Source organism: Synechococcus sp. BO 8801 (assembly GCF_002252675.1).
In the GTDB taxonomy this organism is placed as follows: Bacteria; Cyanobacteriota; Cyanobacteriia; order PCC-6307; family Cyanobiaceae; genus Cyanobium.
On record NZ_NQKY01000028.1, the window covers coordinates 1 to 25144 of the forward strand.

Sequence of the window (25144 nt, forward strand, 5' to 3'; positions counted from 1 at the left end):
GCGTGGCGGCCGTCGGCCAGGGCCAGGGGCCGGCGGTCGTAGAGGCGGGGGGAGCCCTCCAGCCGGTCCAGCCGGGCCAGACCGGCGGCATCCACCCCGTACACCTCACCGCGCACCACCCCCTCGCCGGGCACGGCCATCGGAAAGGGGCCCAGGTCGTGGAGCACCACATCCGGCAGCACCGCCTCCCCGAGGAAGGGCGCATCCAGCAGCCAGTGGTGGTTGCCGTGGCCGCGCTTGAGCGTGCCGTAGACGAAGACCAGCTCGGGACTGCTGTGCACGGCTCGGGCCAGGGCTGGGGTGCCTGTGGCCATAATGCGACGGACATGCACCCGTTTCCATGACGATCGCCCTGCTGGTGGCGCTGCTGGGTTCCCTGGTGCTGATGGGCTGGATCGTGAAGCGCCTGGAAAAGGCCTCCTGAGCTCAGGCCTCCAGGCGGCGCACCTGGCCCGCCACCCGGATCGAGCCCCCCGGTTCCGCCGGGATCCCGGCGCCCAGCAGGGAGCGGCAGCCCATGTCCTCCCCCTGCAGCACCTCGATGCTGCCGCCGTGGGGCCAGCGCAGGCTCTGCAGATAACCGGCCAGGGCCGCGGTGGCCGAGCCCGTGGCCGGATCCTCATAGACGCCGCAGCCGGCGGCCGCATTGCGGCTGTGGAACACCCGGGGGCCTTGGGCCCACACCAGCAGCAGCGTCAGCAGCCCCGCCTCCGCCATCAGCCGGGCCCCGTCCTCCATGGCGTAGCGCATGGCGGCCAGGTCCTCGCGGCGGCGCAGGGCCAGCAGCAGGTGGTCGGCACCGCCGTGGACGATGGCGGCGGGCAGGGCCGGATCCAGGTCGCCGGGTGCGTAGCCGAGCAGTTTGAGGGCGGCCCCGAGGAGATCGGGCGCCACGGGGCGCTGGTGGGTGGGGGGTGACTGCAGGGCGGCGCTCCAGCGCTCCCCCTGCCGGTGCCCCTCCACCGTGATCGCGGCCTGGTTCAGCGTGAGCGGGAACACCCCATCACCGCAGCGCTCGGCCAGGGCGGCCCCGAGGGCGACGGTGGCGTGGCCGCAGAAAGGCACCTCAACGGTCGGGGAGAAGTAGCGCACCCGCCAGCCGTCCCCCTGCGGAGCGGCGAAGACCGTTTCCGAGTAGCCCACCTCGGCGGCGATCCGCTGCATCTCGTTGTCCGCGGGCAGCCACTCAGCGATCACCACGCCAGCCGGGTTGCCGCCCCGGTCCCCGTCACTGAAGGCCGCCAGGCGCTGCAGGGTCATGGCTGGGGCAGGGCCGCATCGGTCTCAGAGCAGTCTGCTGGCCAGGCCGAAGTAGAGGGCGATGGAGGTGATGTCGGCCACCGCCAGGGTGAGCGGGCCGGAGGCGATCTTGGGATCGATCCGCAGGGCATGGAAAAGGGCCGGGATGGTCAGGCCGTAGAAGCAGGCGGCCGCCACGCTGAGCACGATCGCGATCGCCACGATCAGGGCCGCCGGCCCCGCACCGAGCCACAGCACAAGCACCAGGGCCACCAGGGCCGCGCAGCAGACCCCCAGCAGCAGGGCGGTGGCCAGCTCCCGCCGCAGGCTGGCCCGGTACCAGCGCCAGGTGGGTGGCGAGAGCTGCAGCGCCTGGATCGACACCGTCATGCTCTGGATGCTGACGCTCTCCCCGAGGGCCAGCACCAGGGTGAGGAAGAAGGCCAGGGCGATGCTGCTGGCCAGGGTCTGCCGGAAGACGCTCACCAGCACGGCGCAGGCCAGACCGCTGGCGATGGTGGCCAGCAGCCAGGGGAAGCGGAACCGGAAGGCCCGCAACGGCGAAGCGCCCCGCACCTGGGAGACGCGGAAGCCGAGGGCCTCGAACAGGGCCGCCGCCTGGGCCGGCTGGTCGGGCAGGAAGTCCTCCTCGCTGAACATCGTCACGTCCACCACCCCCACCACCCGCTGGCGGTCGTCCACCACCGGCAGGGCCAGGAAGCGGTGATCGGCGAAGGCCTCGTGGGCCTCCAGGATCGTGGCGTGCTCCGGGATGGTCACCGGATGGCGCACCATCAGGGCCGTCACGGGGGTGTCCTCGGCGGCGGACAGCAGGCGCCGCAGGGGCAGCACGCCGATCAGGCGATGCTCGGCGTCGAGCACGTAGAAGTAGACGATCCGCTCGGCGATCTCTCGCCCCCGCAGGCTGGCGAGCGCCTCCGCCACGGTCTGGCGGCCATCCAGGCAGGCCACCGCCCGCCGGGCGATGGTCGTGATCGGCTGGTGCAGGATGTCGAGCACCATCCGACCTCAGTCGTCCTCCCTGGCCCGCACGTAGACGATCGTGCGGTTGCCGCTCGGGGCCTCCCGCTCCTCCATCACGAACAGGGAAGGGCAGCCGCGCACCAGGTCGGAGAGCTTGCGGAAGCCATAGAGGCGGGTATCGAAATCGGGCTGGATCTTCTGCAGGTAGCTGCCGAAGGTGCCCAGCTGGGTCCAGCCCGATTCGTCCACCGAGCGATCCAGGGCCTCCATCAGGAAGTCGGCCGGGATGACCGGATGGGCACTGACGGGGGGGTCGGCGTCCCGGGGCCGCCGGACCTCCCCGACCTCGGCGCCGGCGTCCCCCTGGCGGGAGGCGGTGCGCAGCACCTCGGTGAACAGGAACTTATGGCAGGCGTTGCGGAACGCCGCCGGAGTCTTCTCCTCGCCGAAGCCGTACACCAGCAGCCCCTCCTCCCGCAGACGCACCGCCAGGCCGGTGAAGTCGCTGTCGCTGGTCACCAGGCAGAAGCCGTCGAAGCGCCGGGTGTAGAGCAGATCCATCGCATCGATGATCATCGTGCTGTCGGTGGCGTTCTTGCCCACGGTGTAGGCGAACTGCTGCATCGGCTTGATCGAGAACTTGTTCAGCAGCGCCTTCCAGGAGGCGCTCTGGCTGGAGGTGAAATCGCCGTAGATGCGCCGCACGATCGCCTCACCGAAGCGGGCCACCTCCTCCAGCACCGCCTCGATCACCGCCGCCCGGGCGTTGTCGGCGTCAATCAGCACCGCCAGGCGCCGGCCCGTGTCTTCCGTCAGGCCGCCGGGCGGCGGCTGGGCTCCCGCTGGGGATCGCATCACCCATCCCCCTTCGATCCTTTGACCCTACCCGTCCCGCCACCGGGTGTCCCGGGATGCCGCCGCCGCCGCTCCGGCGACGGGAGAATTCCAGCCATGGTCGTGCCCCTGATCGCCAGCTCCCCGCCAGCTCCCCCGCCGCCCCCCCTGCTGCCCTGCCCGGCCGAGGCGGGCTGGGAGCTGGTGGCGGGGGCCCGCCTGCCGCGGCGCGGGGCGGACGGAGCGCCCCTGGGCGGCTACTCCGCCGCCAGCTACCGGAGGGAGAGCGATGTCCTGCTGCTGCTCAGCGATGCCCCCCGGGGCCGCGTGGACGCCTGGAGCGGCGTGAAGCAGCTGGGCCGGGTGCCGCTGCGGCCCCTGTTCCAGCTGGAGCTGAAGGGATCGCCCCAGGCCCCGCTGCCGGCGGAGATCGACGCCGAAGGGCTGGTGGTGCTCGGCGAACAGCTCTGGATGGCCAGCGAGGGGCGCCGCAGCGCCGCCCGGCCGGCCCAGCTGCTGGCGTTCGAGCGGAGCAGCGGCCAGCTGCGGCGCGCCTACCCCCTGCCCGCCGACTGGCAGCCGGCCCCGGGGCGCGGCCTCGAAGCCAACCAGGGTCCCGAGTCCCTGGCCCTGTGGCGCCGCCCCGGGCGGACCCACGTGCTGCTGATGGCCGCGGAATCCCCTCTGCAGCAGGACCCCCCCGCCCAGGTGCGGCTGCTGGGCTGGTCGCTGGAACCCACCGGGCCGCAGGCCCGCCCCCTGGCCCGGCTGGCCATCCCCGCCGGCAAGGGCTGGGGAGTCACCGATCTGCTGGTGGTCGACGCCTCCGGCCCCTCACCGGGCCTGCTGGCCCTGCTGCGGCGCTTCCAGGCCCCCGCACGCTGGGAGGTGCTCCTGGCCCACTACCCGCTGCCGGGCGAAGGGGCCGATGCCAAGGCCGATCCCGAGGCGGTGCTGGAGCCGATCCAGCAGTGGGATCTGATCGCGGCCGGCCTGCCGCCCGACAACTGGGAAGCCCTGACCCCGGGGCCTGTCCGGGCCGATGGCCGCCCCACCCTGCTGCTGGCCTCGGACGACAACTTCAGCGCCCTGCAGGACAACCACCTGGCCCTGCTGGCCCCGCGCCGCAGCCAACCCTGCCCCCCGCAGCGATGAACCGACGCGACCTGCTCTCCCTGCTCGGGATCGGCGCCTGCTCCTTCGCCGGCGTCGTCCTGCCCCCGGCAGCCCCCGGGAGGGCGGCCGGCCCGAAGGCCGGGGCCGCCCCTACGCCGGCTTCCCCCTTCCCGACGGTGCCCACCCCCCTGCCGGTGCCCAGCGACGGGCTCGACGCAGAGGGGCAGCGCCGCCGTTACGCCCGCATCGAAGTGGAGGACCGGCTGGTGCTGCCGGACGGCTTCCGGGCCGATCTGCTGGCGGTGTGGGGGGATCCGCTGGCCGACGGCCGCTTCGGCTACAACAACGACCACCTCTCCTTCCTGTCGCTGGCCCCGGACCGGGCCCTGCTGACGGTGAACTTCGAGTACATCAGCGCCCGGGCCTGGCGGCAGGGCTACGCCGAGGCGGTGGGCGGCGAGGTGCCGTTCGACGCCGTGATCGAAGCCCTGGCGCCCCGGGGCGGCCGGGTGGATGCCGCCAGCCTGGCGGCGGACGACCCGCTGCTGGCGACCATCCGCCAGCTGGCGGAAGCCGCCATGGCCGACCTGGGGGTGGGCGTGATCGAACTGGAGCGGCAGCCGGACGGCCCCTGGCGGCGCCGGCCCGGCCGCTTCGATCGCCGCATCACCGGCCTCAGCGGCTGGCGCGACCCCGCCCGGCGCCTGCGCACCTCCGGGCCGGCGGCGGCCGTGTTCCGGCGCCGCCAGCGGCTCGGCTATGACGACGGGCTGGGGGACGCGATCATCGGCAGCTTCGCCAACTGCGCCGGCGGCGAGACCCCCTGGGGCACGGTGCTCAGCGCCGAGGAGAACATGCAGAGCCAGGTGGCCGAGGCCGTCCACGCCGACGGCTCCTCCGTCTCCCCCGCCGCCCGCCCCTTCGCCTATGACGGCCAGCGCCTCGACGGCCTCGGCAACCCCTTCGGCCTGGCGGGCAACAAGTACGGCTGGATGGTGGAACTCGACCCACGCCGGCCCGAACGCCCCGCCGTGAAGCACAGCTGGCTGGGCCGCTTCCGCCACGAGGCGGTGGCCGTGAAGGCCGTCGCCGGCCAGCCCCTGATCGTGTATTCCGGCTGCGACCGCCACGGCGGCCACCTCTACCGCTTCGTCAGCGACGCCCTGATCCGCGATCCGGCCGACCCGGCCAACTCGGAGCTGTTCAGCGCCGGTCGGCTCGAGGTGGCCCGCTTCGATCCGCCCAGCTCCAAGGGCGGCGAGGGCCGGGGGCGCTGGCTGCCCCTGGAGCCCAGCACCCCGGTGGCGCCGCTGGGCCCAGGCCATTTCGCCCGCTTCGGGGTGGAGCAGGCGGTGCTGCTGCCCCACAGCGACCGCCGCAGGCCCGGGGCCGAAGCCTTCGCCAGCGACGCGGCCGTGGCGGCCTACCGGCGCCGGTTCGCCACCCTGGCCGACCTCTACCCCGGTGAGGGGGAGGAGCGGATGGGGGCGATCCTGATCGATGCCCACCTGGCCGCCTGTGCCATCGGCGCCACCCCCGCGGCCCGGCCCGAGGACACGGTGATCGATCCGCTCAACGGCGACCTGCTGATCGCCTTCACCGCCGGCGGCGGCAGCGACGACGGCCGGGCCGACCCGGCCATCTTCCGCGGGCCCAAAGGTCAGGCCACCTGGCCCTACGGCTGGATCATGGGCCTGGCCGACGACGGTGCGGTCCGGGGCGGATCCTTCCGCTGGCGGATGGTGGCCACCGGCGGGGCCCCGTGGCAGGGGGGGATGGGCTTCGCCAATCCCGACAACCTCGCCATCGACCGGCAGGGGACCATCTGGATGGTGACCGACCGCTCAACCAGATCAGCCGATCTCGATCTGTTCGGCAACAACAGCTGCTGGGTGCTGCCCAGCCGTGGCCCCCATGCCGGGGAGGCCTTCTGCTTCGCCGCCGGGCCGATGGAGTGCGAGCTCACCGGGCCCTGCTTCGACGACGGCGAATCCACCCTGTTCCTGGCGGTGCAGCACCCGGGCGAGGACAACGGCACCCGCCCTTCTCCGGAGGCCCGTGAGGCCCAGGCCCACCGGCTGGTGGACCGCTCCGGGCGCCCCTTCGAGCAGCTGCGCTGGGTGCCCCTGGGCTCCAACTGGCCCTCCGGCGTCCCCGGCCGGGCCCCCCGCCCCGGGGTGGTGGCGATCCGCCGGCTCGCCGGCGGGCCGCTGCTGGCGGATCAGGCGGTGCCGGCGTCGAGGGAGCGCTCGATCTGATCGATCGCCTCATCGAGCGGCTCGATCGCCGTCGCCATGGCGGCGTCGCTGGCCTCGGTGCTGGGCCACTGGTGATCGATCTGGCGGCGCAGCTGCTGCAGGCCGCCGTCGATGGCCTCCAGCCGGGTGCCCAGGGCCAGCAGCCGGGCCTCCCGTTCATCCATCCCCTGGCGCGCCGCATGCAGGTTGCGGCGCAGCTGGTCGATCAGCCGCCGGCGCTCGTGGCGCAGGGGCCCCTCCGCCTCCCGCTGCAGGGCCTTCTCCTCCCGCGCCAGGCGGCGCGCCAGGTCCTCCGGATCGAGGCGCTGCCCGCCGCCGGATTCCAGCAGCGGCCGCCGTTCCCGCAGCCGCTCCGGCAGCTGCTGCAGCCGCTCACAGCAGAGCTGGACGCTGCCGAGGGCCTCCAGATGCCCTGGATCCGTGAAGCGGGCCACGGCCTCCTCCCGCAACGCCAGCGCCGTCACCGCCAGGCCACCGGCCCGCTCCAGGGCCTCCTCCAGTCCCGCATCGAGGCGCTGGTCATGGAGCCGCTGGCTGCGGCTGCGCCGTCCGGCCGCCCCGATGCGGGAGAGCAGGGCCGCGCAGGCAACGCTCAGCCCGACCGCCGCCGCAAGGGCCACAGGAAGGCCCACCCCGCCGGCGCGCACCAGCAGCACCAGGCCCAGGCCGCCGGCCGCGACCGCCAGGGGATGGTCGAGGGGGTTGGACCAGCGGGACGCCGCCGCCATCAGAACGCCATCTGCAGATCTTCCATGCGGCGCCGGATGCTGTCCGCCGTGCCGGTGGTGAAATCGCCGCCGTTGCTCTCGGCGATGCGGCGCAGCACGTCGGCGTCGAAATCCCCCTGGTTGCCGTAGCCCATGGTGAACACACCGATGCGCTCGTCGCTGGCGAAGCCGCTGCGCTTCAGCTCACCGCCCAGCCCCTCGAGGGAAAGCCGCGAGCCGTTGTCCTGGCCATCGGTGAGCACCACCACCGCCAGGATCTCGCCGGGGCGCCGGGTGGAGCGCAGCCAGTCGCGACCCTGGCGAATGGCGTCGTAGAGCACGGTGCCGCCCTCCGCGTCCAGCGAGGCGATGAAGCGGCCTGCCGGCTCACCACCCGTGCTGCCACCGGTCACCACCACCGGCGGCCGCAGCCGGTTGTCGAAGTCGAACAGGCCCACGGTGTCCCGCGGACCGATCTGGGCCAGGTAGGCCTGCAGGGAGCGCTGGGCCGCCGGCAGCTTCTCCCCCTTCATCGAACCGGAGCTGTCCACCACCAGGGCCACCCGGGAGGGCTTCTTGGCCTGGTTGCGCCAGAGGGTGATGATCGCCTCCACCACCTCCGGTTTCGGGGCCCGCAGCGAGTCGTACACGGCCCGGGGATCGGCGCCGTAGGCCGCCGTGACGCGGCTCGGGGGCACCGCCGGGTTGGCCGGCCGCAGCCCCTGGTCGGCCGCCAGGCGCTGCACGTCCTCGCGCTGGAGGCGCTCGATGAGCAGCTGGGCCGCCTGCTTTTCCTGCGGTGACACCCAGGGGGCCTCCGGCAGGATCGCCCGCATCGTGCTGGCGTAGGTGGCCCTGGGGTACACCGCCTGGAGGGGCTCCTGGTCGCCCTGGCGGGAGGCGTTCACCGCCACCACCGACGACTCGTAGACCGACCCCACCGAGGCCCAGAAGGGACCGTTGCGCTGCATGGCCCGGGCGAGTTCGTCGGTGGAGCTGCCATAGCGGGTCACGTGGCGCTGGATCGCCGCCACCTGGTCGCCGTGGGCCTGCACATCGGCGAGGGTGAGGGCTTCGGGCCGCTTGCCGGCCACCTCGGCCACCATCGCCACCAGGGTCTGGAGGCCCGAGTTGGAGCGGGTCGGGGCAGTGTGGACGAAGCGGATCGGCTGGGAGGGACCGGCCGGATCCAGCTGGCGGTGGTCGCTGCTGCGGGCTAGGCCGATGAAAGGATCGGGACGGTCGAGACCCTTCGCCAGGGCCGGGGTGGTCATGAACACCATCGGGCTGGAGGCCAGGGCCGGCGCATCGGCCGGCGCCGGGATCAGCTCCCGGGTGGGGGCCAGGCGCTGCAGGCGGTGCCGCAGCAGGTCGAGATAGATCTCGCCATCCACCGACAGCAAGGTAGGGATGCGCGGGTCATCGGCCGCCTGGCCGCCCTGGAGCACGCCCCGGGCGTGGCTTTCCATCTCGCTGACCACATCGCCGCTGCCGGCGGCACGGCAGCGCAGCAGCACCGGGGTGCGGTCGGCCAGCCGGGGCGGGGCCTGGGCGATGGCCTTGGCCGCCTCCTGGCAGAAGCCCTTGAGGGCGCTGCCCACCAGCATCTCCAGCTCCAGCGGCGGCGGGGCCAGGAGCTGGCAGCCGCTGATCGGCAGGGCGAGGAGCGGCAGGGCAAGGAGCGCTGTGCTGAGGCCGGCCGACCGCTGGGCCCGTGCCATGGAGCGGCGCTGAACGACGGTCCTATTCTGCTGGCAACCGTCGTGGATCCGGGCGGCGGCGAGCAGACTGCAGCGAACCCGGACCGCTCCCCTTGGCAGCGACCCTGACCCGCCGGCGCCTGCTTTCTCTGCTGATCGCCGGGGCGTCCCTGGCCCTGGCGACGGCCCCCCTTCCTGGCCTGCGGCGCCCCCTGATGGTGGCGGTGGGTTCGGAGCTGGCCGCCGCCATGGCCGAACTCGAACCTCTGTTCGAACGTCGCCAGGGGGGCATCGACCTGGCCTGGAGGGTGCAGGGCTCCCAGGACATGGTCAACCGCGCCCGGGAGGAGGGCCCGGAGCGGCCGCGGGTGCTGATTCCCGCCAACCGGGATCTGCTCAGCCAGCTGGCCGCAGAGCTGCGGGCCGAAGGCGGAGCGCCGGCGTTCCTGCAGGCCCCCGCGCCCGTGGCCCGCACCCTGCTGGTGGCCGTGGCCTGGCCGGAGCGGGTCCAGAAGCTGTTCCCGGATGGGCGCTTCTCCTGGCCACTGCTGCGGCGGGCCGCGGCGGCGGGGCAGTGGGGGGGCCTGGGCGCCCCCCAGAGCTGGGGCAGTTTCGATCTGCGCAGCGCCGATCCGATGCGCTCCAACTCCGGCCAGCTGACCCTGGCGCTCTGGTGCCAGGACCAGAACGGCCCCGACTGTGCCGCCGCCCTGCGCCGGGCCGTCTACCGACCGGCCCGTTCCACCGACATCCTGCTGCAGGAGTTCATCAGCGGCGGCCCCAACGAAGGTGACCTGGCGCTGGTCTACGAGGCCTCCGCCCTGGCACGCCAGGGGGAGGCCGGCCGCCTGCGGCCGGGGGGCTACCTGCTGCTGTTCCCCGACCCGACCATCGAGACGGTGCTGGCAGCCGCCGTGCTCCGGGGGGAGGCGGCCGGGCGGGCCGAGGACGGGGAGCGCTTCGTGGCTTTTCTGCTTTCGCCGGAGGGCCAGGGGGTGCTCACCCGCCTGGGGTTCCGCGGTGCCGATGGCGGCGGCGGCAGCCCGGCGGCCCGGGGCGTGAAGCGCCTGCCGCCGCCCTCACCGGAGCAGCGGGAGGAGCTGCTGCGCCTCTGGCAACAGGCCGGCTGAACGATTCGGAGGGCACGCGACCAGCCCATCGATCACCTGAAGAGGTGCGCCACGCGACGGACGAAAAGCAACGCTATTCCTCTTGGACAGTGAGGCGGAGACGGGGCGATTCGATCCTGTTTCTTCATCCCTGTCCAGCCGGAATCGGCACGGTGTGCATGTCACCATGGCGCTGTGGGCTGGCATCCAGCACCCAAACCACCGGGCACCAGAACTCTCGCCAGAAGTCCGTGCTCAGTTGTGACGCCCTGTTCATCTCGGATCTGCATCTGGGCTCCAATCAATGCGAGGCCGGCCACCTGGCGGCCTTCCTGGAGTGCATCCGCCCGAGAACCCTGTTTCTGGTCGGCGACATCATCGATCTGCAGGCGATCCGCTTCAACGCCAATGTCGATGCGTCCTTTCTCACCGATCGGATCGACGCCCTCCTTGCCGGGGGCAGCGGAGATCCACCGGCCAGTGAGGCCCTGAAGAAGACAGGGCTGCTGCGGGCTTCCCATCGACGGGTGATCGAGCAGTTCGAGGCCCTGCAGCGTGCGGGGGTGGCGATCGTCTACATCCCCGGCAACCACGACGCCTACCTGCGCCGTCATGCCGGCCTGGAGCGGCCCGGTTTCGCCATCCGGCGCCAGGCCGTCTACCGCACCCCGGCGGGACAGCGGCTGCTGGTCCGCCACGGCGACGAGTACGACCGGCTGATCCGCTTCCACGCCGACGCCGCCGAAGGGCTGGCCCGCCTGCAGGAGCACTACAGCGCCGGCATCAACGGCCTGCTCTCCCCCTTCACCCGGCCGGCCGGCGGAGCGCTGTCGGCCGGATGGAACGCCGAGGCGATCCTGCAGAGCGCCGTGGATCTGCTGGCCAGCCACCGGGAATGGCCCATCCCGGTGAGTCGGGGCCTCAACTCCTCCGGTGGTTTCTCCCTGGCCTTCGTGCTCGAGAGTGCCCTCAAGAGCCGCACCGGCCACGACCGGCTGATCAAGCGCGGGATCGTCCGGCACCTGCAGCGGGAGCGGCACGGTCCGGAGCCCCTCGACGGGCTGATCAACGGCCACACCCACATCCCCGAAGCCACGCCGCTGGCCCTGCCGGAACCCTCCGGTGACGACCGGGGCCCCTGCCACATCACCTACTACAACACCGGCAGCTGGGCCCGCAGCCAGCGCCGGCTGGGGCGCACGGCGCTGGTGGTGGCGCACAGCGGCCGTGTCGGCATGGTGCGCTTCGACCGGCGCCGGGGCATCGAGCCCTTCCAGCCCCCCCGCTTCCCCTTCAACACCTACCCGATGCGCCCCTGCCCCGGATGCGGCCTGGGGGTGGCGCACCTGGAGGCGGCTGGTTCGTGAGATCAACGGGATCACGGTCGATGCGCAGAATCGAGAACGTCGCTTGAATGGAAACCGAGGGTCTCGGAATCCTCCCTTCGGCAGCGAGCGAGAAACTCACGTGAGAGTCGCCATCCTGGCCAATCGCGCCAACAGTTTCTACCGGCCCCTGGCGGAAGGCCTTGAGCGCATGTTCAAGCAGATCGGTGTGGAGGCCATCCTCCTGTATGACGGCCTGGAGTCGCTGCCCCGCAAGCCGCTCGGAGGTGGGGGACAAGGGGCGAACTGGAAGGGAAGGTTGTTTCCCATTGCACAAGGAAGCGTCGCCTGGCTGAAGTATCAGAGGCTTCTTCGCTGCCTCAGGACGGTTGACATCGCCGTGATCGTGGGTCACATGCCCGGTGCTTACTATGATCTCTTCTTTGATGACCGTCAGCTACGCCATGATCTTCCCCGCTTGCCCATCATTCTCTATGATCTGATTTATCTGGGCAGCCGAGCCGACTGGGTGACGTGGATCCATGATTGCGTGGCGAGCAGGCGTGTCCCCAAAGGAAAGCACTGGGGGGCCAATCGCTATGACCACCATCTCTGCATCACCGAAGTTTCCGAGTTTTCCGTTCTGCCAGGTGCCGAGGGCTATTCACGCATCGGCCTCAACCTGATCGATCCCTCCCTTGCCATTGAACCCAGGGAGCTCTGTGCTCTCATTGATTTCGAACGTCCCGATCACCTGCCCGAGCGGGCCATACAGATTCAGGCCTGCCTGGAAGCTGGCATCCCGTTCAAGGTGCTCCATGGCAGCTACTCAATGGCAGAGATCCGGAAGATCTACAGGAGCTGCAGCCTCTATTTCATTGCACACACTGAATCATTTGGACTACCGATCTGTGAGGTGCAGGCCTGTGGTGGCGTCATCCTGACGCCCTATGCCAACTGGTGTCACGCCCACTTCTTTGAGACACCGGAGCCTGGACAAGGCGGCCGACTACCGGAGAACTTCATCGTTTACAACAACGACCAGCAGCAGCTGGTCAGCGAGCTGGAAAGACTCAAGCGGGACTACAACGCCGAAGTGGCCCTCGCGAATTACAAGCGAGACCAGCCCCACTTCTCCCGGGGAAATCCGGAGGAACTGGCCCGCGTCGTCGCCATGATCGAGGCCGGGACGATCAATTCGGCCTCCCATCATCGGCACCCGACGCTGCAGCAGCTCGCCGAAGCCGTTGCTGCCCAACCCTGGTCATGCGCGTTGCAGAGCCATGGCCAAGGCTGATGAGGGCCAGCCATGGGGCGGGCCGCCCTAGGGTTGACGCTTGACAGGGAACAGATGCACGCCCATCCGATGACCCTGAAGCAGGTGCCGGTGGGATCCCGGGTGACCATCACCTGCCTGCCCGCCCATCCGGAACTCCAACGTCGGCTGCGGGCCATGGGGGTGCGTCCCGGTGTGGAGGTGGAAGTCCTGCGCAGGGGCAGGCCAGGCGGAATTCTTCACCTGTCCAGTGGTCTGCTCGAGTTCATGCTGCGCGATGAACAGGCCGCCGACATGGAAGTGTCCCCCCTCCCGCCGCGCTGAGCGGTTCAGCGGAGGGCCTGGATGAAGGTGCCCCCCTGATAGACGATCAGGGCCATCAGCCAGGCCAGGAGCAGCGACCAGGAGAGGGACAGCAGGGCGAAGGTCCGGCTCCTGGATTCCTGGATCTGGGCCGCCACCGTTCCGAGGCAGGGGGTGTAGAGCAGCACGAACGTCATGAAGCTGAGCGACTGCAGTGGCGTGATGGCGCCGTGAATCGCTCCACCCAGACCCGCTTCGGTGGTGCCATAGATCACCGCCATTGCCCCCAGCAGGATCTCCTTGGCGATGAAGCCGAAGAACAGCGAGACGGTGAGCTCCGGGTTCATGCCGATCGGCCCCAGCAGCGGCTGGAACAGATGGCCGATCCCAGAGGCCAGGGACGGTCCCGATCCCCCGCCGGCCCCCGGAGGAAGGTGGGTGAGCAGCCAGATCGCCGCGGCTCCCACGAGGATGAACACCCGCGTGGTGACCATGAAATTCAGCATCGACGTCCAGCCACGGCGCAGGATCGTGCCGAGGCTGGGTGCCCGGTAGGGGGGCAGCTCCAGCACGAAGGCGCCATCACCCGGGAAGGCGCGCTTGAACACCAGGCCCGTGATCACGGCCGCCGCAAAACTCATCCCGTAGAAACCGAACAGCACCAGCCCAGGCGCCCACCAGGGCCTCGGGAAGAAGACGCCGGCCAGAAAGATGAACACCGTCAGCCTGGCCTGGCAGAGGGCAAAGGGAATGCACAGCATCGCCAGCAGGCGCAGGCTGCGGTCCCGGATCACCCGCGTCCCCATGATCGAGGGCACGTTGCAGCCGAACCCCATGACCTGCAGCACGAACGCCCGCCCGTCCAGCCCCAGCCAGCGCATGAAGCCGTCCATCAGAAAGGCGGCCCGCGGCAGATAGCCCGAGTCCTCGATGATGCCGATCAGCACGTAGAAGAGGAAGATCAGCGGCAGGAAGGTGGCCACCGTGCTCACCCCCAGCCAGAGGCCATCGAGCAGGAAGCTCTGCAGCCAGTCCGGTGAGCCCAACCCCTGCAGGCCCGGCTCCAGCCAGGCCTGGCGAATCCAATCGAGCCCGAAGCCGAGCAGGTCCTGGAGCGGCGTGCTGACGGCGTAGAGCAGCTGGAACACCGCCAGCACGATCGCCAGGAACAGCACCACCCCCAGCACTGGATGGAGCAGCCACCGATCCGCCAGGCGGGTGCGCTGCAGCGGCAACCCCTCCGGCAGGGTCACGTGGCGGTCAACCAGCTCCTGCTGCCAGGCGTCCATGGCGGCGGGCTGCAGCGGCGGGGGCCCGTCGAGGGGGCCCTCCGGCCGGGGCGCCTCCCCCCAGCGGTGCAACTGGTCGATCAGGGCGGCGATTCCCTGGTTCCGCTTGGCGCTCACCGGCAGCACCGGCAGGCCGAGGGCACCGGACAGACCCAGGTGATCGATCGCCATGCCGTAGCGCTGGGCCTCGTCGCTCATGTTGAGCGCGGCCACCACCGGCAGTCCCAGCTGCCGCATCTGGAGGAGCAGGCGCAACTGGCCGCTGATCTGGCTGGCGTTGAGCACCACGATCACCAGATCGGGCGGGGTGTTCTGCATGTAGCGCTGCACCACGGCCTCGTCTTCGCTGCTGCCGCTCAGGTCGTGGATGCCCGGCAGGTCGACAAGCTCGTAGGTCGTGCCGTTGTGGTCAGCGGCCATGGGGCCCCGCAGCAGTTCCACCGTCAGACCCGGCCAGTTGGCGATCTGCGCATGGCCGCCGGTGAGCCGGTTGAAGAGGGTCGACTTGCCCGTGTTCGGCATGCCCAGCAGGGCGAGCTGCAACCCCTGCCCATCGCCGCGGCGCCCTGCCTGCCCGGGGCCATGGCAGGAGCCAGCGCCGACCGGGCAACAGCTGATGGCGCCCGTGCGATCAGGGACGGGCATGGCCTGGGGGCGCCCGTCGATTCAGTCGGAGCGCATCAATACGGTAACGGGATGGCGCCATAGGCCGTCAGGCACCCCTGGTGCCGCTGAGGCCCCCTTTGACGTGGGTCAGGGCCGTGCCCTCGAGGAACTGCTGGTCGAGCAGCAGCAGGGCGGCGCTGTTGTCGCCGGCCAGCCGCAGGCGCTTGCGCACGAAGCGGGCTTCGGCCTCCTCCTGGAGCTGCTCGGCCACGAACCAGTCCAGCATGGCCGTGGCGCTGCGTTCCCCCATGCTCTCGGCCATGGCATAGAGCCGGTTGATCGAGGCGGTGACGCCCTTCTCCATGTCGTAGACCTGATCGAACAGCATCTGCACCGAGGGCCAGCTGCGTTCCGGAGCCTCGATCGTGGGCAGTTCCACCTGTTCGTCGCTGTCCACCAGATAGGCGATCATGCGGGCCGCATGGTCGCGCTCCTCCTGGCTCTTCTCGTGCATGTAGGCGGAGAAGCCAGCCAGGTCCTTTTCCCGCAGCCAGATCGACATGGCCAGATAGGTGTGCCCGGCCTGGAACTCAGCGGCCAGGTGTTGGTTGATGGCACTGGTGAGCTCTTTCACAGGCACGGCGGGAATCAGTCCCTATCCATAGCCCGAGGCGGAGGCCGGGGCAGGAGCATTCACACACTCACACGTGACATTGGCTACGGGCACCATCGACAAACGGAACATCTGGCCGCTGTTGTTGATGCTGTCCAGCCGGAATCTGCGGCGCTGCGATCAGCCCATCGGTCCCTGCACCTCCAGCAACCGCCGCCCCAGCAGGGCGCCGAACTCCTGGTGCAGGCCGAGCCGGCCGGGAAGGCGGGTCACCCCATCGGCGGTCTGGGCCAGAAGTTCCATCTCCCGGGTGGACCGGGGCGGGGCCGCCGTCGCCAGCACCACCTGAAACGGACACTGCAGAGAACGGGCCTGCTCCAGCCACCAGCCGCTCTCGCCTGCGGCATCGAGCCCGCCGCTGACGAAGGCGGCACTGGCGAAGCGGGAGCCGCGGCGCCGGGCCAGCCGCTGCTGCTGCCGCAGGCGATCCGGCGTCAGCAGGCCCGGATCCAGCCACACGTGCCGCCGCAGCATCAGCCGGAGCATGGCCCGGCTGGTGTTCAGCCGGTAGAGCGCCGGGCCGATCAGCGGCAGGGCCACCAGCCGCCGCAGCCAGCCGAAACGCCCCGGCGACCAGCCCGTCATCGTGGGCAGGGGCCCCCGCCAGGTGGGCGCCACCGCGACGAAGCGGCTCCAGCGGCCGGACCACGCGCTCGCCAGGGCCAGGGCCAGGGGGGCGCTGTGCCCGGCGGCCACCACGGTGAGGGGGCCAAGCTGGCGGGCCTCCAGGTCGGTGAGGACCGCTTCAAGGCTGGAGCGCAGCAGGGCGGCGTCGTAGGCGAGCGCCGGACGGTCACTGTCACCGAAGCCCGGCCAGTCGAAACTCACCAGCTGGACCCGGTCGTGCACGGCCGTGACCAGCGGCTGCCACTCGCTGCGGCTCGACACGGTGCTCAGGGCCGGCAGCAGCAGCCAGATGGGAGCACCCTGCGGCCCGCTGCGCTCGGTCACGATCTGCAGCCGCCGGCCGTTCAGATCGAGGCTCAGTGTTTCCACCACGCCGCCGAACGCCGGTGTCATGCGAACCCCCTGCGGCGCACCCGGGCCGGGTCAGGGGCCGTGCGGAAGTCGAGGTGGTCGGTGCCCGGGTCGTAGAGGGTGTACTGAAGCCCGCGGCCCACGCCGATCACCTGGCGACTGGGCACACTCTGGCGCAGCTGCCGTTCCCCCTCGAGATCCCGCACCCGTGCGGTGATCCCCCCGCCGCAGAGCGCGACGCTGAACTGTTCGCCGCTGCGGGCCGTGAACAGGCGGTTCACGTCCATGCGGGTGAGGCGATCGAGCAGGCACAGGGGATCCGTGGCGCTGCCGAGGCTGTCCCCCACGTCGGCGGAGCTGCCATGCAGCAGGGCGCAGTCGAGTTCGACGAAGCCGAAGCGCAGGGCGGCCAGCCAGTCCATGAGGCCGGGATCCACGGCCCGAAGCAGGGCCTGCACGGCGTCCTCTCCAGATTCCCGTCGCAGGGCCTCGGCCCGACGCTCGCCGCGGTAGCCCCGTTCCGCCAGCAGCTGCTCTTCCCACCAGCCGTAGATGCAGTGCGCTCGCAGCTCCCCCCGGCGCGGATGCTGCAGGCGCTCCAGCAGCGGCCGGCAATCCCGCTCCGGGCCGATCAGATCCCCCAGCAGGAAGAGGGTGTCCACCCGGCGGCGACGCAGGTCGGCCAGAACCGCCTCATAAACGTCCAGGTCGCCGCCCAGGCCACTCAGCAATGCCCACCGTGCCATCAGCGCTCACACACGTGGCTGGCGTCGTCGGCCCGCTCGGCGTACTCGAACCCGTGGCGCAGGCGCCAGGCGAACGGAGGCGGCAGGCCCGCAGCCAGGATCGCCCGGCAGGTGCGTTCGACGTCGTAGGGAACCTGGCGGATCTCCACGGTGTCACGGTCCCCGTCGTGGATCACGTAGGTGGCCTCGGTGCCCCCGTGCCGCGGCTCGCCCACCGAGCCGGCGTTGACAATGCGGCGAACGGGAAGATCCATCCGGCGCTCGGACTCCTGCCCGGGACCGCTATCGGGACGGCGCAGCCGCAGCTCGATCGAGCCCTCACGGAACTCGCGCACATAGGGGCGGTGGGTGTGGCCGCAGAAGAGCATGTCGGCCCCGGCCGAGACGACCCGCTCCAGGGCGGCAAAGGCCTCCATGTCCGGCAGCAGGTACTCGTGCTGGCTGTTGGGGCTGCCATGCACGAACACCAGGCCATCGCGGCGCAGGGACAGCGGCAGGCTGGCCAGGAAGTCCTTGTTGTCCGGGCTCAGCTGGGCGGCGGTCCAGTGGTGGGCCAGCTGCCCCCGCCGCTCCGCCAGCTGGGAGGGATAGCTGCACTCACAGGCATTGAGCCCCTCGATGATGTCCTCGTCCCAGCAGCCCTGGCAGGTGGGGATGCCGCGGGAGCGGACCAGCTCGACCACCTCATTGGGCTGGGGGCCATAGCCCACCAGATCCCCCAGGCAGGTGATCGTGTCGACGCCGAGCCGATCGATGTCGTCCAGCACGGCTTCGAGGGCGGCCAGGTTGGCGTGCAGGCAGGAGAGAACGGCGTGGGCCATGGGGAACGGGGAGGGCAGGATCGGATGGAAGGCGTCAGCCGGTGGCGGGAAGCGGCTCGCCCTGGGAGCGGCGGGGGGCCTGCTGCAGCTCCAGAACGGCATCACTGATCAGGCAGTCGGCGATCGTGGTCTGGAGGCCGGCCGTGTCCAGGCCCTTGCCCTGCACCACCAGCCTTGAGAGGCGCATGGGCCGTCCATGGGGCGGCGCGACGCTCCGCAGCGGCAGAAACTGGGTGCCGCTGCAGCTCACCATCCAGTTGAAGAGGAAGCCCCGGCCATCGGGCAGGTTCACCAGGGCCTTGGCGCGGTAGACATCGCCGTAGGCCCCATTGACCAGCTCGAACCAGAAGCTGTTCACGCTGGCGGGATCCCAGACCTCCGTCACCAGATCCAGGCTCCAGGAGTCCAGGGCCCCGAACACCAGGGTGTCCTGACGCGGCAGCTCGCTGTCACGACCGAAATGGAGGTGGCGATCCGGCCGCAGGCCCAGGGCGAGCGTCTCGGGAATCTCGGGCCCGAAGAGGGGCAGCTCGATCAGGGCCAGCAGGCCCTCCGCCTCCGGTGCGGGGTCCTGGGATCCGTCAGCCAGCTCACGCAGGTCAGGGATCTGGTCGTGGAGAAAGGCCTGATCGAGGCCCCCATCCAGGGCCAGGGGGCGCCCCTCGGGATCGACGCCTTCCAGACGCCGATAGACGCGGGGGCCCCGGTGCTCCTGCAGGCGGCTCAGGATCCAGCTGGTCTTGCCGCAGCCCGGCGGTCCGGAGACCAGAACCACCCCTCTCATGGCGCCACCACGCAGGCTTCCAGCTGGGCCCGCAGGCTGCTGGTATCCAGGTCCCTGCCGATCGCCACCACCCTCGTGTGGCGCGGGGCGCCGTCGGGCCAGTCGGAATCATCGATGGTGAAGCGCTTGCCGCAGAGGTGGAACAGGTGGCGGCGCTCGCTCTCCCGGAACCAGAGCACCCCCTTGGCCCGGAAGACGGAGGCGGGAAGCTGGTTGTCGAGGAAGTGCTGGAACCGGCGCAGATCGAACGGGGCCTCCACCGCCAGGGACACCGATCGGAAGCCCTCCAGCTCGGGGGTATGGGCGTGGTGGTGGGCGTGCACGTGATGGTGATTGTCGTGCCCAGGGGCCTCCTCGCGAGCCTCCTCCTCAGCCTGCAGGCTCACCAGCCGATCGGTTTCGAACAGGCCCACGCTCAGCAGCATGGCCAGCGGCACGCCGGAGTGGTCGGCGCGCAGCAGGCGGGCATCGGCCTTGATCTCCCGCAGGCTGGCCTCCACGGCGGCCAGTCGCTCCTCATCCACCAGATCGCATTTGTTGAGCACCAGGATGTCGCCGTAGACCACCTGGGCCCGGGCGATCGGGCTGGCGCAGGCGGTGGCCTCGAAGTGTTCGGCATCGATCAGGGTGATGATCGAATCAAGGCGCAGGCGGTCGCGGAAGTCCCCGGCCAGGAAGGTCATGGCCACGGGCAGGGGATCGGCCAGACCGGTGGTCTCCACGACGATGTAGTCGACCGGGTCAGGGCGGTCCAGCACCCGGTGCACCGCCGCCTTGAGCTCGCCGTTGATCGAGCAGCAGATGCAGCCGTTGCTGAGCTCGACCATGGCTTCACTGGTGGCCACCACCAGCTCGTTGTCGATACCGATCTCACCGAACTCATTCACCAGCACGGCGGTGCGCGTCCCCTGCTGGCCGGAAAGGATGCGGTTGAGCAGCGTGGTCTTGCCGGCGCCGAGGAAACCGGTGAGCACGGTGACGGGGATCTGGACCATGGGGGTCGGGACGGACAGCCGCTCAGCCGTAGACAGGGCTGATAACGGTTCTCATTCTGAACCTTGGCCGTCCCCGGCGCCGCTCCAGGCCAGCCGCCATGGGGAGATTCAATCCTTGAACACCCGTTAACCTCTTCATAACACAAACGGTCGGAGCGGGTTGCTATTCATAACGTGCCCCAAAATTGGCCAATCTGATGACCTTCGCGAAGAAGGCCCTGATTCTCTCCGCAGCCGGCGCTGTCACGGCTGGCCTGGCTGTTCCGGTGATCGCCCAGAGCAATTCGATCAACGGCGCCGGGGCCACCTTCCCTGCCCCGGCCTATCAGCGCTGGGCCGTTGAATTCGCCAGGGAAACCAAGCGGCAGGTGAACTACCAGTCGGTGGGTTCCGGCGCCGGCGTGCGCCAGTTCCATGCCGGCAGCGTCGATTTCGGCGCCACCGATGACATGCTGGATGCCTCCAAAGGTGAATTCACCAAGGGCGTGACCGCCCAGCGCGGTGCCCTGCAGATCCCGATGATGGGCGGCACCGTCACCCCGGCCTACAACAACCCCAGCTGCAAGAATCTCAAGCTCACCCAGCGTCAGCTGGCTGACATTTTCCTCGGCAAGATCCGCACCTGGGAGCAGCTGAAATGCGGCAAGGGCCCGATCACGGTGGCCCACCGCTCCGACGGATCCGGCACCACCGCCGTGTTCACCAATTCCCTCTCCTGTTTCTCGCCCGAGTGGAAGTCGAAGGTGGGCGCCGGCAAGGCCGTCAAGTGGCCCGTGGGCGTCGGCGGCAAGGGCAATGAGGGTGTGGCCGGCGTCATCCAGAACACCCCCGGTTCGATCGGTTACCTCAACCAGGCCTTCGTGAAGGGGCGCATCACCCCGGCGGCCCTTCAGAACAAGTCTGGCAAGTTCGTTCTGGCCAACGACGCCACCGGTGCGGCGGCTCTCAACGGCATCCGCCTGGATGCGCGTATGGGCGGTGAGGACTGCAACCCGGCCGGCGCCAACGCCTTCCCGATCGCCTCCTTCACCTGGGTGCTCGCCTACCAGCGCGGTAACGGCGACAAGGCCGCCACCCTGCGCCAGTTCCTCAACTGGGGTCTCTCGCCCAAGGGCCAGAACATCGCCCGGCAGCTCGAATACGTGCCCCTCACCGGCGCCGTCCTGGCACGGGCCCGCGCCGAGGTGGCCAAGATCGGCCGTTGAGGCTGGTTGCGTGCAGTTGGCCCTGCAGGGCTGACAACAGATGATCAGGGGGGCTTCGGCCCCCCTTTTCTTTGCGGAGCGGGGATTACTCGCTGACGCCTTCGATCCGGTCCTCGATCTCCTGGTAGATCTCCTGCAGCTGGGCGATGTTCTCGTCGGAGGTTTCCCAGTAGCCGCGGCCGTTCACCTCCAGCAGGGTGCCGACGATGCGGCGGAAGCTGTGGGGGTTGAGCTCCATCAGCCGCTTGCGCATCTCCGGGTCGTTGATGAAGGTCTCGTTGGCCTCCTCATACACAAAGTTGTCGACCGCACCGCTGGTGGCGCTCCAGCCCAGGGTGAAGTTGAGCCGCTTGGCCACCTCCCGCACCCCCTCGTAGCCGGAATCGAGCATGCCCTCGTACCACTTGGGGTTGAGCAGCTTGGTGCGCGAATCGAGGCGGATGGTTTCGCTCAACGAGCGCACCTGGGCGTTGGCCGTGGTGGTGTCGGCGATGTAGCTGGTGGGGGCCTTGCCGTCGTCGCGCAGGCCGGCGATCAGCTTGGTGGGGTCGGAGTCGAAGTAGTGGCTGACATCGGTGAGCGAAATCTCCGCCGAATCCAGATTCTGGAAGGTAACGTCGGCGGTCTTCATCGCCGATTCGAACACCTCGCGGTTCTGGTTCATCTCGCCGGGGTTGTCGGCGTTGAAGGCGAACGTCTTGCGGGAGAGGTACATCTCCTGCAGCTCGCCCTCCTCCTCCCAGGTGCTGTTCTCGACCGCCAGGTTGACGTTCGAGGAGTAGCTGCCGCTGGCATTGGAGAACACCCGGGTGGCGGCGTCCCGCAGGGAGATGCCCTGGGCAGCGGCCTGCTCCTGGCTGTGCTTGCGCACGAAGTTCATCTCCAGGGGCTCGTCGGCCTCGGCGGCCATCTTGACGCCCTGGTCGATCAGGGCCATCTGGTTGATGAACAGGTCACGGAAGACCCCCGAGCAGTTGACCACCACGTCGATGCGGGGCCGGCCCAGCTCCTCGAGGGAGATGAGCTCCAGCTTGTTCACCCGGCCGAGGGAATCGGCCATGGGACGCACGCCGATGAACCAGAGGATCTGGGCCAGGGATTCGCCGTAGGTCTTGATGTTGTCGGTGCCCCAGAGCACGCAGGCGATCGTTTCCGGCCAGGTGCCCTGCTCGGCCTTCTGGCGCTCGATCAGCCGGTCGACCACCACCTTGGCGGCGGCGATGGCCGCCCGGGTGGGGATGGCCTGGGGATCGAGGGCGTGGATGTTCTTGCCGCTGGGCAGCACGCCGGGGTTGCGGATCGGATCCCCGCCGGGCCCGGGCAGGACGTACTCACCATCGAGGGCCCGCAGCAGGCTCTCCATCTCCATGTCGGCGCAGATCTGCTCCAGGCAGAAGCGCAGGTAGGCGAACTGGCGATCCAGCTCGGTGACATCCACATCGGGGAAGCCCGCCTGGCGGCAGGCGCTCAGCCAGGGGGAGGGGAGGCGGTAACCGAAGCGCTCCAGCAGGTCGAAGAACCAACCGAAATTGCGCCGCAGGGTGACGCGGCCATCGGCGCCGGTGACCTCCCGGACCATGGCGCCCACCGCCGAACGGCAGGCCTCGGTGATCACCCGGTTGAGCTCCACATCCGCCAGCACGCCTTCATCGTTACCCCGGTACACCTCGGCGATGGTGCGGCCCCGGCTCTCGGCCAGCAGCCCCGGCAGGGAACGCAGGCCCTCCTCCTCCCGCTCCAGCGCAGCGATGCTCACCAGGGTGGCGACCGCCTCCTCGGCGGTGGGCGGCTTGCCGATGGTGTGCAGGCCACAGGGCAGCAGCCGGCTCTCGATCTCCATCAGCTGGCGGTACACGGCTCCCACCACGCCATCGCGGCCGTCGAGGTCGAGGGCCGCCGCGTCGGCATCCCCCTCAGGCAGCTCCACGTCCTTGTCGAGGTTGCACTGGCGGGCGGTTTCGATGATCGCGTTGACGATCTGCACACCCCGGGAGCTCTCGCGCAGCTGCTGGTAGGAGCCCACCAGCTCGCCCAGCTCCTTGAGGCCCTTGTAGAGGCCGGCGTTCTCAGCCGGCGGGGTGAGGTAGCTGATCGTCGAGGCGTAACCGCGCCGCTTGGCGATGGTGGCCTCCGACGGGTTGTTGGCCGCGTAGTAGTAGAGGTTGGGCAGGGCGCCGATGAGAGAATCGGGGTAGCAGGTTTCGCTCATGCCCATCTGCTTGCCCGGCATGAACTCCAGGGAGCCGTGGGTGCCGAAGTGCAGCACCGCATCGGCGCCCCAGACCTTCTCCAGATAGGTGTAGTAGGCGGCGAAGCCGTGGTGGGGGCTGGCGCTGCGGGAATAGAGCAGGCGCATCGGATCGCCTTCGTAGCCGAAGGTGGGCTGCACCCCCACGAACACGTTGCCGAAGTGGCGGCCGTAGATCAGCAGGTTGGTGCCGTCGGAGTTGAGGGAGCCGGGAGGCTTGCCCCAGTTCTCCTCCAAACGCTCGGAATAGGGGGTGAGCCGCTCGTATTCCTCGACGCTCATGCGGTGGGCGATCGCCAGCTCGGGGGCCCCCTGCAGGGCCTCCGGATCGCTGAGCACCGCCTCCATCAGTTCCTTGGGGGTGCGGGGCATGGCGTCCACCGTGTAGCCCTTGGCCTTCATCTCCTCCAGCACGCGGAAGATCGAGCCGAAGACATCGAGGTAGGCGGCGGTGCCGACGTTGCCCTTGTCGGGGGGGAAGCTGAACACGGTGATCGCCAGCTTCTTCTCGGCGCGGGGCTTGATCCGCAGCGACGCCCAGCGGATGGCCCGCTCGGCGATCGCATCCACCCGGTCCTGCAGGGTGTGGGCCTTGCCGGTGGCGTCATCGCGCCCCGAGAGCACGATCGGTTCGATGGCGCCGTCGAGCTCGGGGATGGCGATCTGCAGCGCCACCTGCACCGGATGCAGCCCCAGATCGCTCTCCTCCCACTCCTGGGTGGTCTGGAAGACCAGGGGCAGGGCCACCATGTAGGGCCGGTTGAGCCGCTTGAGGGTCTCGATCGCCTTGGGATGGTCCTGGCGGGCCGGGCCGCCCACCAGGGCGAAGCCGGTGAGGCTCACCACCCCGTCCACCAGCGGCTGGTCCGGGTTGAGGGGGTCGTAGAAGAAGGAGGAGACGGGCCGGGAGAAGTCGAGACCGCCGCAGAACACCGGGATCACAGTGGCGCCCCGGTACTCCAGTTCCTGGATCACGGCCACGTAGTGGGCCTCATCGCCGGTGACGATGTGGCTGCGCTGCAGCACCAGGCCGATCACCGGACCCCGGCGGGCCTTCTCGCTCAGATCACTGCGGCTGGCGCTCCAGTTGAGGTACTCCTTGAGGTCCTCGAACATTCCCGGGGCCATCGGGTGCCAGATGCCCAGGTCCGGGAACACCACCGGGTCCGCCACCGTCAGCTGGGGCCGGCCCAGCTCCGCCTTCCCGAAGACGTAGCGGTCGGCCAGCATCAGCAGGAAGTTGCGCAGGTTGTCCGGCGTTCCCCCCAGCCAGTACTGGAAGCTGAGCATGAAGGAGCGGGCGTCCTGGGCCTTCTCCACCGGCAGGTACTTGAGCACCGTCGGCAGGGTGTTCAGCAGCTTGAGCATGGCGTCCTGGAAGCCGGCCCCATTGGCTTCCTTGCGCTTGCGCATGAACTGGGCGATGGCGCTCTTGCTCTGGCCCAGCTGGGCCATCGAGAAGGTGCCCAGCTTGTTGAGGCGCATCACCTCCGGCATCGACGGGAACACCACCACCGCCTTGAGGCGGTCGCGGTGGGGGGCCACGGCGTCCACCACCTTCTGGGCCAGGTCCTCGATGAAGATCAGCGAGGCGATGAAGACGTCGGCCGCTGCCACGTCGGCGCAGAAGTCGGCGTAGTTGGCCGGGTCGCGCAGCTCCTCGATCAGGTAGCCGCTGAGTTCCACCGCCAGGGGACCGTTCTGGTCGTTGAGGCCGGTGGCGGCGGTGGTGAGGGCGTTCTGGTACTGGGGTTCGAGCACCACGTAGACGGCCTTCATCACCACCCGGTCGTTGGCGCCATCGGTGGGGGCAGGGCTGACCCGGCGGCTGGCGGAACGGACCTGCGTGAACATGCGGCGGATGCGTTGAGCAATGTGAAGCAGCCTACGGAGGTCCCGCCGGGGACGCGATCGGTTGCAGCGCAGCGTTACAGGCTGCAGCCCTGCC

Annotated in this window: 21 protein-coding genes; 7 read left to right on the forward strand and 14 right to left on the reverse strand. The window is 69.9% G+C overall.

The annotated features are described in order from the left end of the window. From CJZ86_RS14915 to CJZ86_RS14930, 4 genes are all read right to left on the reverse strand, one after another. Positions 1 to 281 (reverse strand): gamma-glutamylcyclotransferase family protein (locus CJZ86_RS14915; RefSeq protein ID WP_198960162.1); only part of this gene is annotated, 281 nt, incomplete at its 3' end. Positions 282 to 426: 145 nt separating this feature from the next. Then, the gene (locus tag CJZ86_RS14920) at positions 427 to 1260 is read right to left on the reverse strand and encodes a PhzF family phenazine biosynthesis protein (RefSeq protein ID WP_094587148.1); all 834 of its coding nucleotides are present in this window, start codon (positions 1258 to 1260) and stop codon (positions 427 to 429) included. 24 nt (positions 1261 to 1284) lie between these two features. Beyond that, the gene (locus tag CJZ86_RS14925) at positions 1285 to 2262 is read right to left on the reverse strand and encodes a magnesium transporter (RefSeq protein ID WP_094587150.1); all 978 of its coding nucleotides are present in this window, start codon (positions 2260 to 2262) and stop codon (positions 1285 to 1287) included. Positions 2263 to 2268: 6 nt separating this feature from the next. Next, the gene (locus CJZ86_RS14930) at positions 2269 to 3078 is read right to left on the reverse strand and encodes an NYN domain-containing protein (protein WP_094587152.1); all 810 of its coding nucleotides are present in this window, start codon (positions 3076 to 3078) and stop codon (positions 2269 to 2271) included. Between the two features lie 96 nt (positions 3079 to 3174). On the opposite strand from CJZ86_RS14930, the gene CJZ86_RS14935 reads away from it, so the two are divergent. Both CJZ86_RS14935 and CJZ86_RS14940 read left to right on the forward strand, forming a co-directional pair. Then, positions 3175 to 4212 (forward strand): esterase-like activity of phytase family protein, encoded by a 1038-nt coding sequence (locus tag CJZ86_RS14935; RefSeq protein ID WP_094587154.1) that lies wholly within the window; start codon positions 3175 to 3177, stop codon positions 4210 to 4212. After that, positions 4209 to 6431: a PhoX family protein gene (locus CJZ86_RS14940; RefSeq protein WP_094587156.1), complete on the forward strand. Its 2223-nt coding sequence runs from the start codon at positions 4209 to 4211 to the stop codon at positions 6429 to 6431. Before CJZ86_RS14935 ends, CJZ86_RS14940 begins: the two co-directional genes overlap by 4 nt. Here CJZ86_RS14940 and CJZ86_RS14945 read toward each other — a convergent pair. Together CJZ86_RS14945 and CJZ86_RS14950 are read right to left on the reverse strand one after the other, a co-directional pair. Then, complete coding sequence (locus tag CJZ86_RS14945; RefSeq protein WP_094587158.1) at positions 6395 to 7159, reverse strand: coiled-coil domain-containing protein; 765 nt, start codon at positions 7157 to 7159, stop codon at positions 6395 to 6397. The genes CJZ86_RS14940 and CJZ86_RS14945 overlap by 37 nt on opposite strands. Beyond that, entirely contained in the window at positions 7159 to 8859 is a 1701-nt protein-coding gene (locus CJZ86_RS14950; RefSeq protein WP_094587160.1) for a VWA domain-containing protein, read from the reverse strand. The genes CJZ86_RS14945 and CJZ86_RS14950 overlap by 1 nt, the downstream gene beginning before the upstream one ends. A gap of 92 nt (positions 8860 to 8951) precedes the next feature. Between CJZ86_RS14950 and CJZ86_RS14955 the strand changes: the two genes are divergently transcribed. The 4 genes from CJZ86_RS14955 to CJZ86_RS14970 all read left to right on the forward strand — a co-directional run bounded on the left by CJZ86_RS14955 (position 8952) and on the right by CJZ86_RS14970 (position 12872). Continuing rightward, positions 8952 to 9968: a substrate-binding domain-containing protein gene (locus CJZ86_RS14955; protein WP_094587162.1), complete on the forward strand. Its 1017-nt coding sequence runs from the start codon at positions 8952 to 8954 to the stop codon at positions 9966 to 9968. A 230-nt stretch (positions 9969 to 10198) separates the two neighbouring features. Continuing rightward, positions 10199 to 11314: a UDP-2,3-diacylglucosamine diphosphatase gene (locus tag CJZ86_RS14960; protein WP_158219580.1), complete on the forward strand. Its 1116-nt coding sequence runs from the start codon at positions 10199 to 10201 to the stop codon at positions 11312 to 11314. Between the two features lie 100 nt (positions 11315 to 11414). Next, complete coding sequence (locus CJZ86_RS14965) at positions 11415 to 12569, forward strand: glycosyltransferase family protein (protein ID WP_094587166.1); 1155 nt, start codon at positions 11415 to 11417, stop codon at positions 12567 to 12569. Positions 12570 to 12638: 69 nt separating this feature from the next. Then, positions 12639 to 12872, forward strand: coding sequence for a FeoA family protein (locus tag CJZ86_RS14970; RefSeq protein ID WP_094587198.1), 234 nt, complete (start codon positions 12639 to 12641; stop codon positions 12870 to 12872). A gap of 5 nt (positions 12873 to 12877) precedes the next feature. Here CJZ86_RS14970 and feoB read toward each other — a convergent pair whose 3' ends face one another. The 7 genes from feoB to CJZ86_RS15005 all read right to left on the reverse strand — a co-directional run bounded on the left by feoB (position 12878) and on the right by CJZ86_RS15005 (position 19743). Beyond that, a complete protein-coding gene (feoB, locus tag CJZ86_RS14975; protein ID WP_094587168.1) occupies positions 12878 to 14785 on the reverse strand; it encodes a ferrous iron transport protein B in 1908 nt (635 codons plus the stop codon). A 67-nt stretch (positions 14786 to 14852) separates the two neighbouring features. After that, the gene (locus CJZ86_RS14980; RefSeq protein WP_094587170.1) at positions 14853 to 15380 is read right to left on the reverse strand and encodes a ferritin; all 528 of its coding nucleotides are present in this window, start codon (positions 15378 to 15380) and stop codon (positions 14853 to 14855) included. Between the two features lie 159 nt (positions 15381 to 15539). Continuing rightward, positions 15540 to 16439, reverse strand: coding sequence for an alpha/beta fold hydrolase (locus tag CJZ86_RS14985; RefSeq protein WP_094587172.1), 900 nt, complete (start codon positions 16437 to 16439; stop codon positions 15540 to 15542). Beyond that, entirely contained in the window at positions 16436 to 17143 is a 708-nt protein-coding gene (locus tag CJZ86_RS14990) for a phosphoesterase (RefSeq protein ID WP_094587174.1), read from the reverse strand. The genes CJZ86_RS14985 and CJZ86_RS14990 overlap by 4 nt, the downstream gene beginning before the upstream one ends. After that, positions 17143 to 17964, reverse strand: coding sequence for a metallophosphoesterase family protein (locus CJZ86_RS14995; protein WP_094587200.1), 822 nt, complete (start codon positions 17962 to 17964; stop codon positions 17143 to 17145). The genes CJZ86_RS14990 and CJZ86_RS14995 overlap by 1 nt, the downstream gene beginning before the upstream one ends. 34 nt (positions 17965 to 17998) lie before the next feature. Then, positions 17999 to 18748, reverse strand: coding sequence for a CobW family GTP-binding protein (locus CJZ86_RS15000; RefSeq protein WP_094587176.1), 750 nt, complete (start codon positions 18746 to 18748; stop codon positions 17999 to 18001). Beyond that, a complete protein-coding gene (locus CJZ86_RS15005) occupies positions 18745 to 19743 on the reverse strand; it encodes a CobW family GTP-binding protein (RefSeq protein ID WP_094587178.1) in 999 nt (332 codons plus the stop codon). Before CJZ86_RS15005 ends, CJZ86_RS15000 begins: the two co-directional genes overlap by 4 nt. Positions 19744 to 19940: 197 nt before the next feature. Between CJZ86_RS15005 and pstS the strand changes: the two genes are divergently transcribed. Continuing rightward, positions 19941 to 20948, forward strand: coding sequence for a phosphate ABC transporter substrate-binding protein PstS (gene pstS, locus CJZ86_RS15010; protein WP_094587202.1), 1008 nt, complete (start codon positions 19941 to 19943; stop codon positions 20946 to 20948). 85 nt (positions 20949 to 21033) lie between these two features. Here pstS and CJZ86_RS15015 read toward each other — a convergent pair whose 3' ends face one another. Next, the gene (locus CJZ86_RS15015) at positions 21034 to 25050 is read right to left on the reverse strand and encodes a magnesium chelatase subunit H (protein ID WP_094587180.1); all 4017 of its coding nucleotides are present in this window, start codon (positions 25048 to 25050) and stop codon (positions 21034 to 21036) included. Between the last annotated feature and the right edge of the window lie 94 nt (positions 25051 to 25144).

Coding starts and splice junctions, on each gene's coding strand:
- CJZ86_RS14920 (WP_094587148.1), bottom strand. CDS start 1,260: ATGACCCTGCAGCGCCTGGCGGCCTTCAGTGACGGGGACCGGGGCGGC.
- CJZ86_RS14925 (WP_094587150.1), bottom strand. CDS start 2,262: ATGGTGCTCGACATCCTGCACCAGCCGATCACGACCATCGCCCGGCGG.
- CJZ86_RS14930 (WP_094587152.1), bottom strand. CDS start 3,078: ATGCGATCCCCAGCGGGAGCCCAGCCGCCGCCCGGCGGCCTGACGGAA.
- CJZ86_RS14935 (WP_094587154.1), top strand. CDS start 3,175: ATGGTCGTGCCCCTGATCGCCAGCTCCCCGCCAGCTCCCCCGCCGCCC.
- CJZ86_RS14940 (WP_094587156.1), top strand. CDS start 4,209: ATGAACCGACGCGACCTGCTCTCCCTGCTCGGGATCGGCGCCTGCTCC.
- CJZ86_RS14945 (WP_094587158.1), bottom strand. CDS start 7,159: ATGGCGGCGGCGTCCCGCTGGTCCAACCCCCTCGACCATCCCCTGGCG.
- CJZ86_RS14950 (WP_094587160.1), bottom strand. CDS start 8,859: ATGGCACGGGCCCAGCGGTCGGCCGGCCTCAGCACAGCGCTCCTTGCC.
- CJZ86_RS14970 (WP_094587198.1), top strand. CDS start 12,639: ATGACCCTGAAGCAGGTGCCGGTGGGATCCCGGGTGACCATCACCTGC.
- feoB (WP_094587168.1), bottom strand. CDS start 14,785: ATGCCCGTCCCTGATCGCACGGGCGCCATCAGCTGTTGCCCGGTCGGC.
- CJZ86_RS14985 (WP_094587172.1), bottom strand. CDS start 16,439: ATGACACCGGCGTTCGGCGGCGTGGTGGAAACACTGAGCCTCGATCTG.
- CJZ86_RS14990 (WP_094587174.1), bottom strand. CDS start 17,143: ATGGCACGGTGGGCATTGCTGAGTGGCCTGGGCGGCGACCTGGACGTT.
- CJZ86_RS14995 (WP_094587200.1), bottom strand. CDS start 17,964: ATGGCCCACGCCGTTCTCTCCTGCCTGCACGCCAACCTGGCCGCCCTC.
- CJZ86_RS15000 (WP_094587176.1), bottom strand. CDS start 18,748: ATGAGAGGGGTGGTTCTGGTCTCCGGACCGCCGGGCTGCGGCAAGACC.
- CJZ86_RS15005 (WP_094587178.1), bottom strand. CDS start 19,743: ATGGTCCAGATCCCCGTCACCGTGCTCACCGGTTTCCTCGGCGCCGGC.
- pstS (WP_094587202.1), top strand. CDS start 19,941: ATGACCTTCGCGAAGAAGGCCCTGATTCTCTCCGCAGCCGGCGCTGTC.
- CJZ86_RS15015 (WP_094587180.1), bottom strand. CDS start 25,050: ATGTTCACGCAGGTCCGTTCCGCCAGCCGCCGGGTCAGCCCTGCCCCC.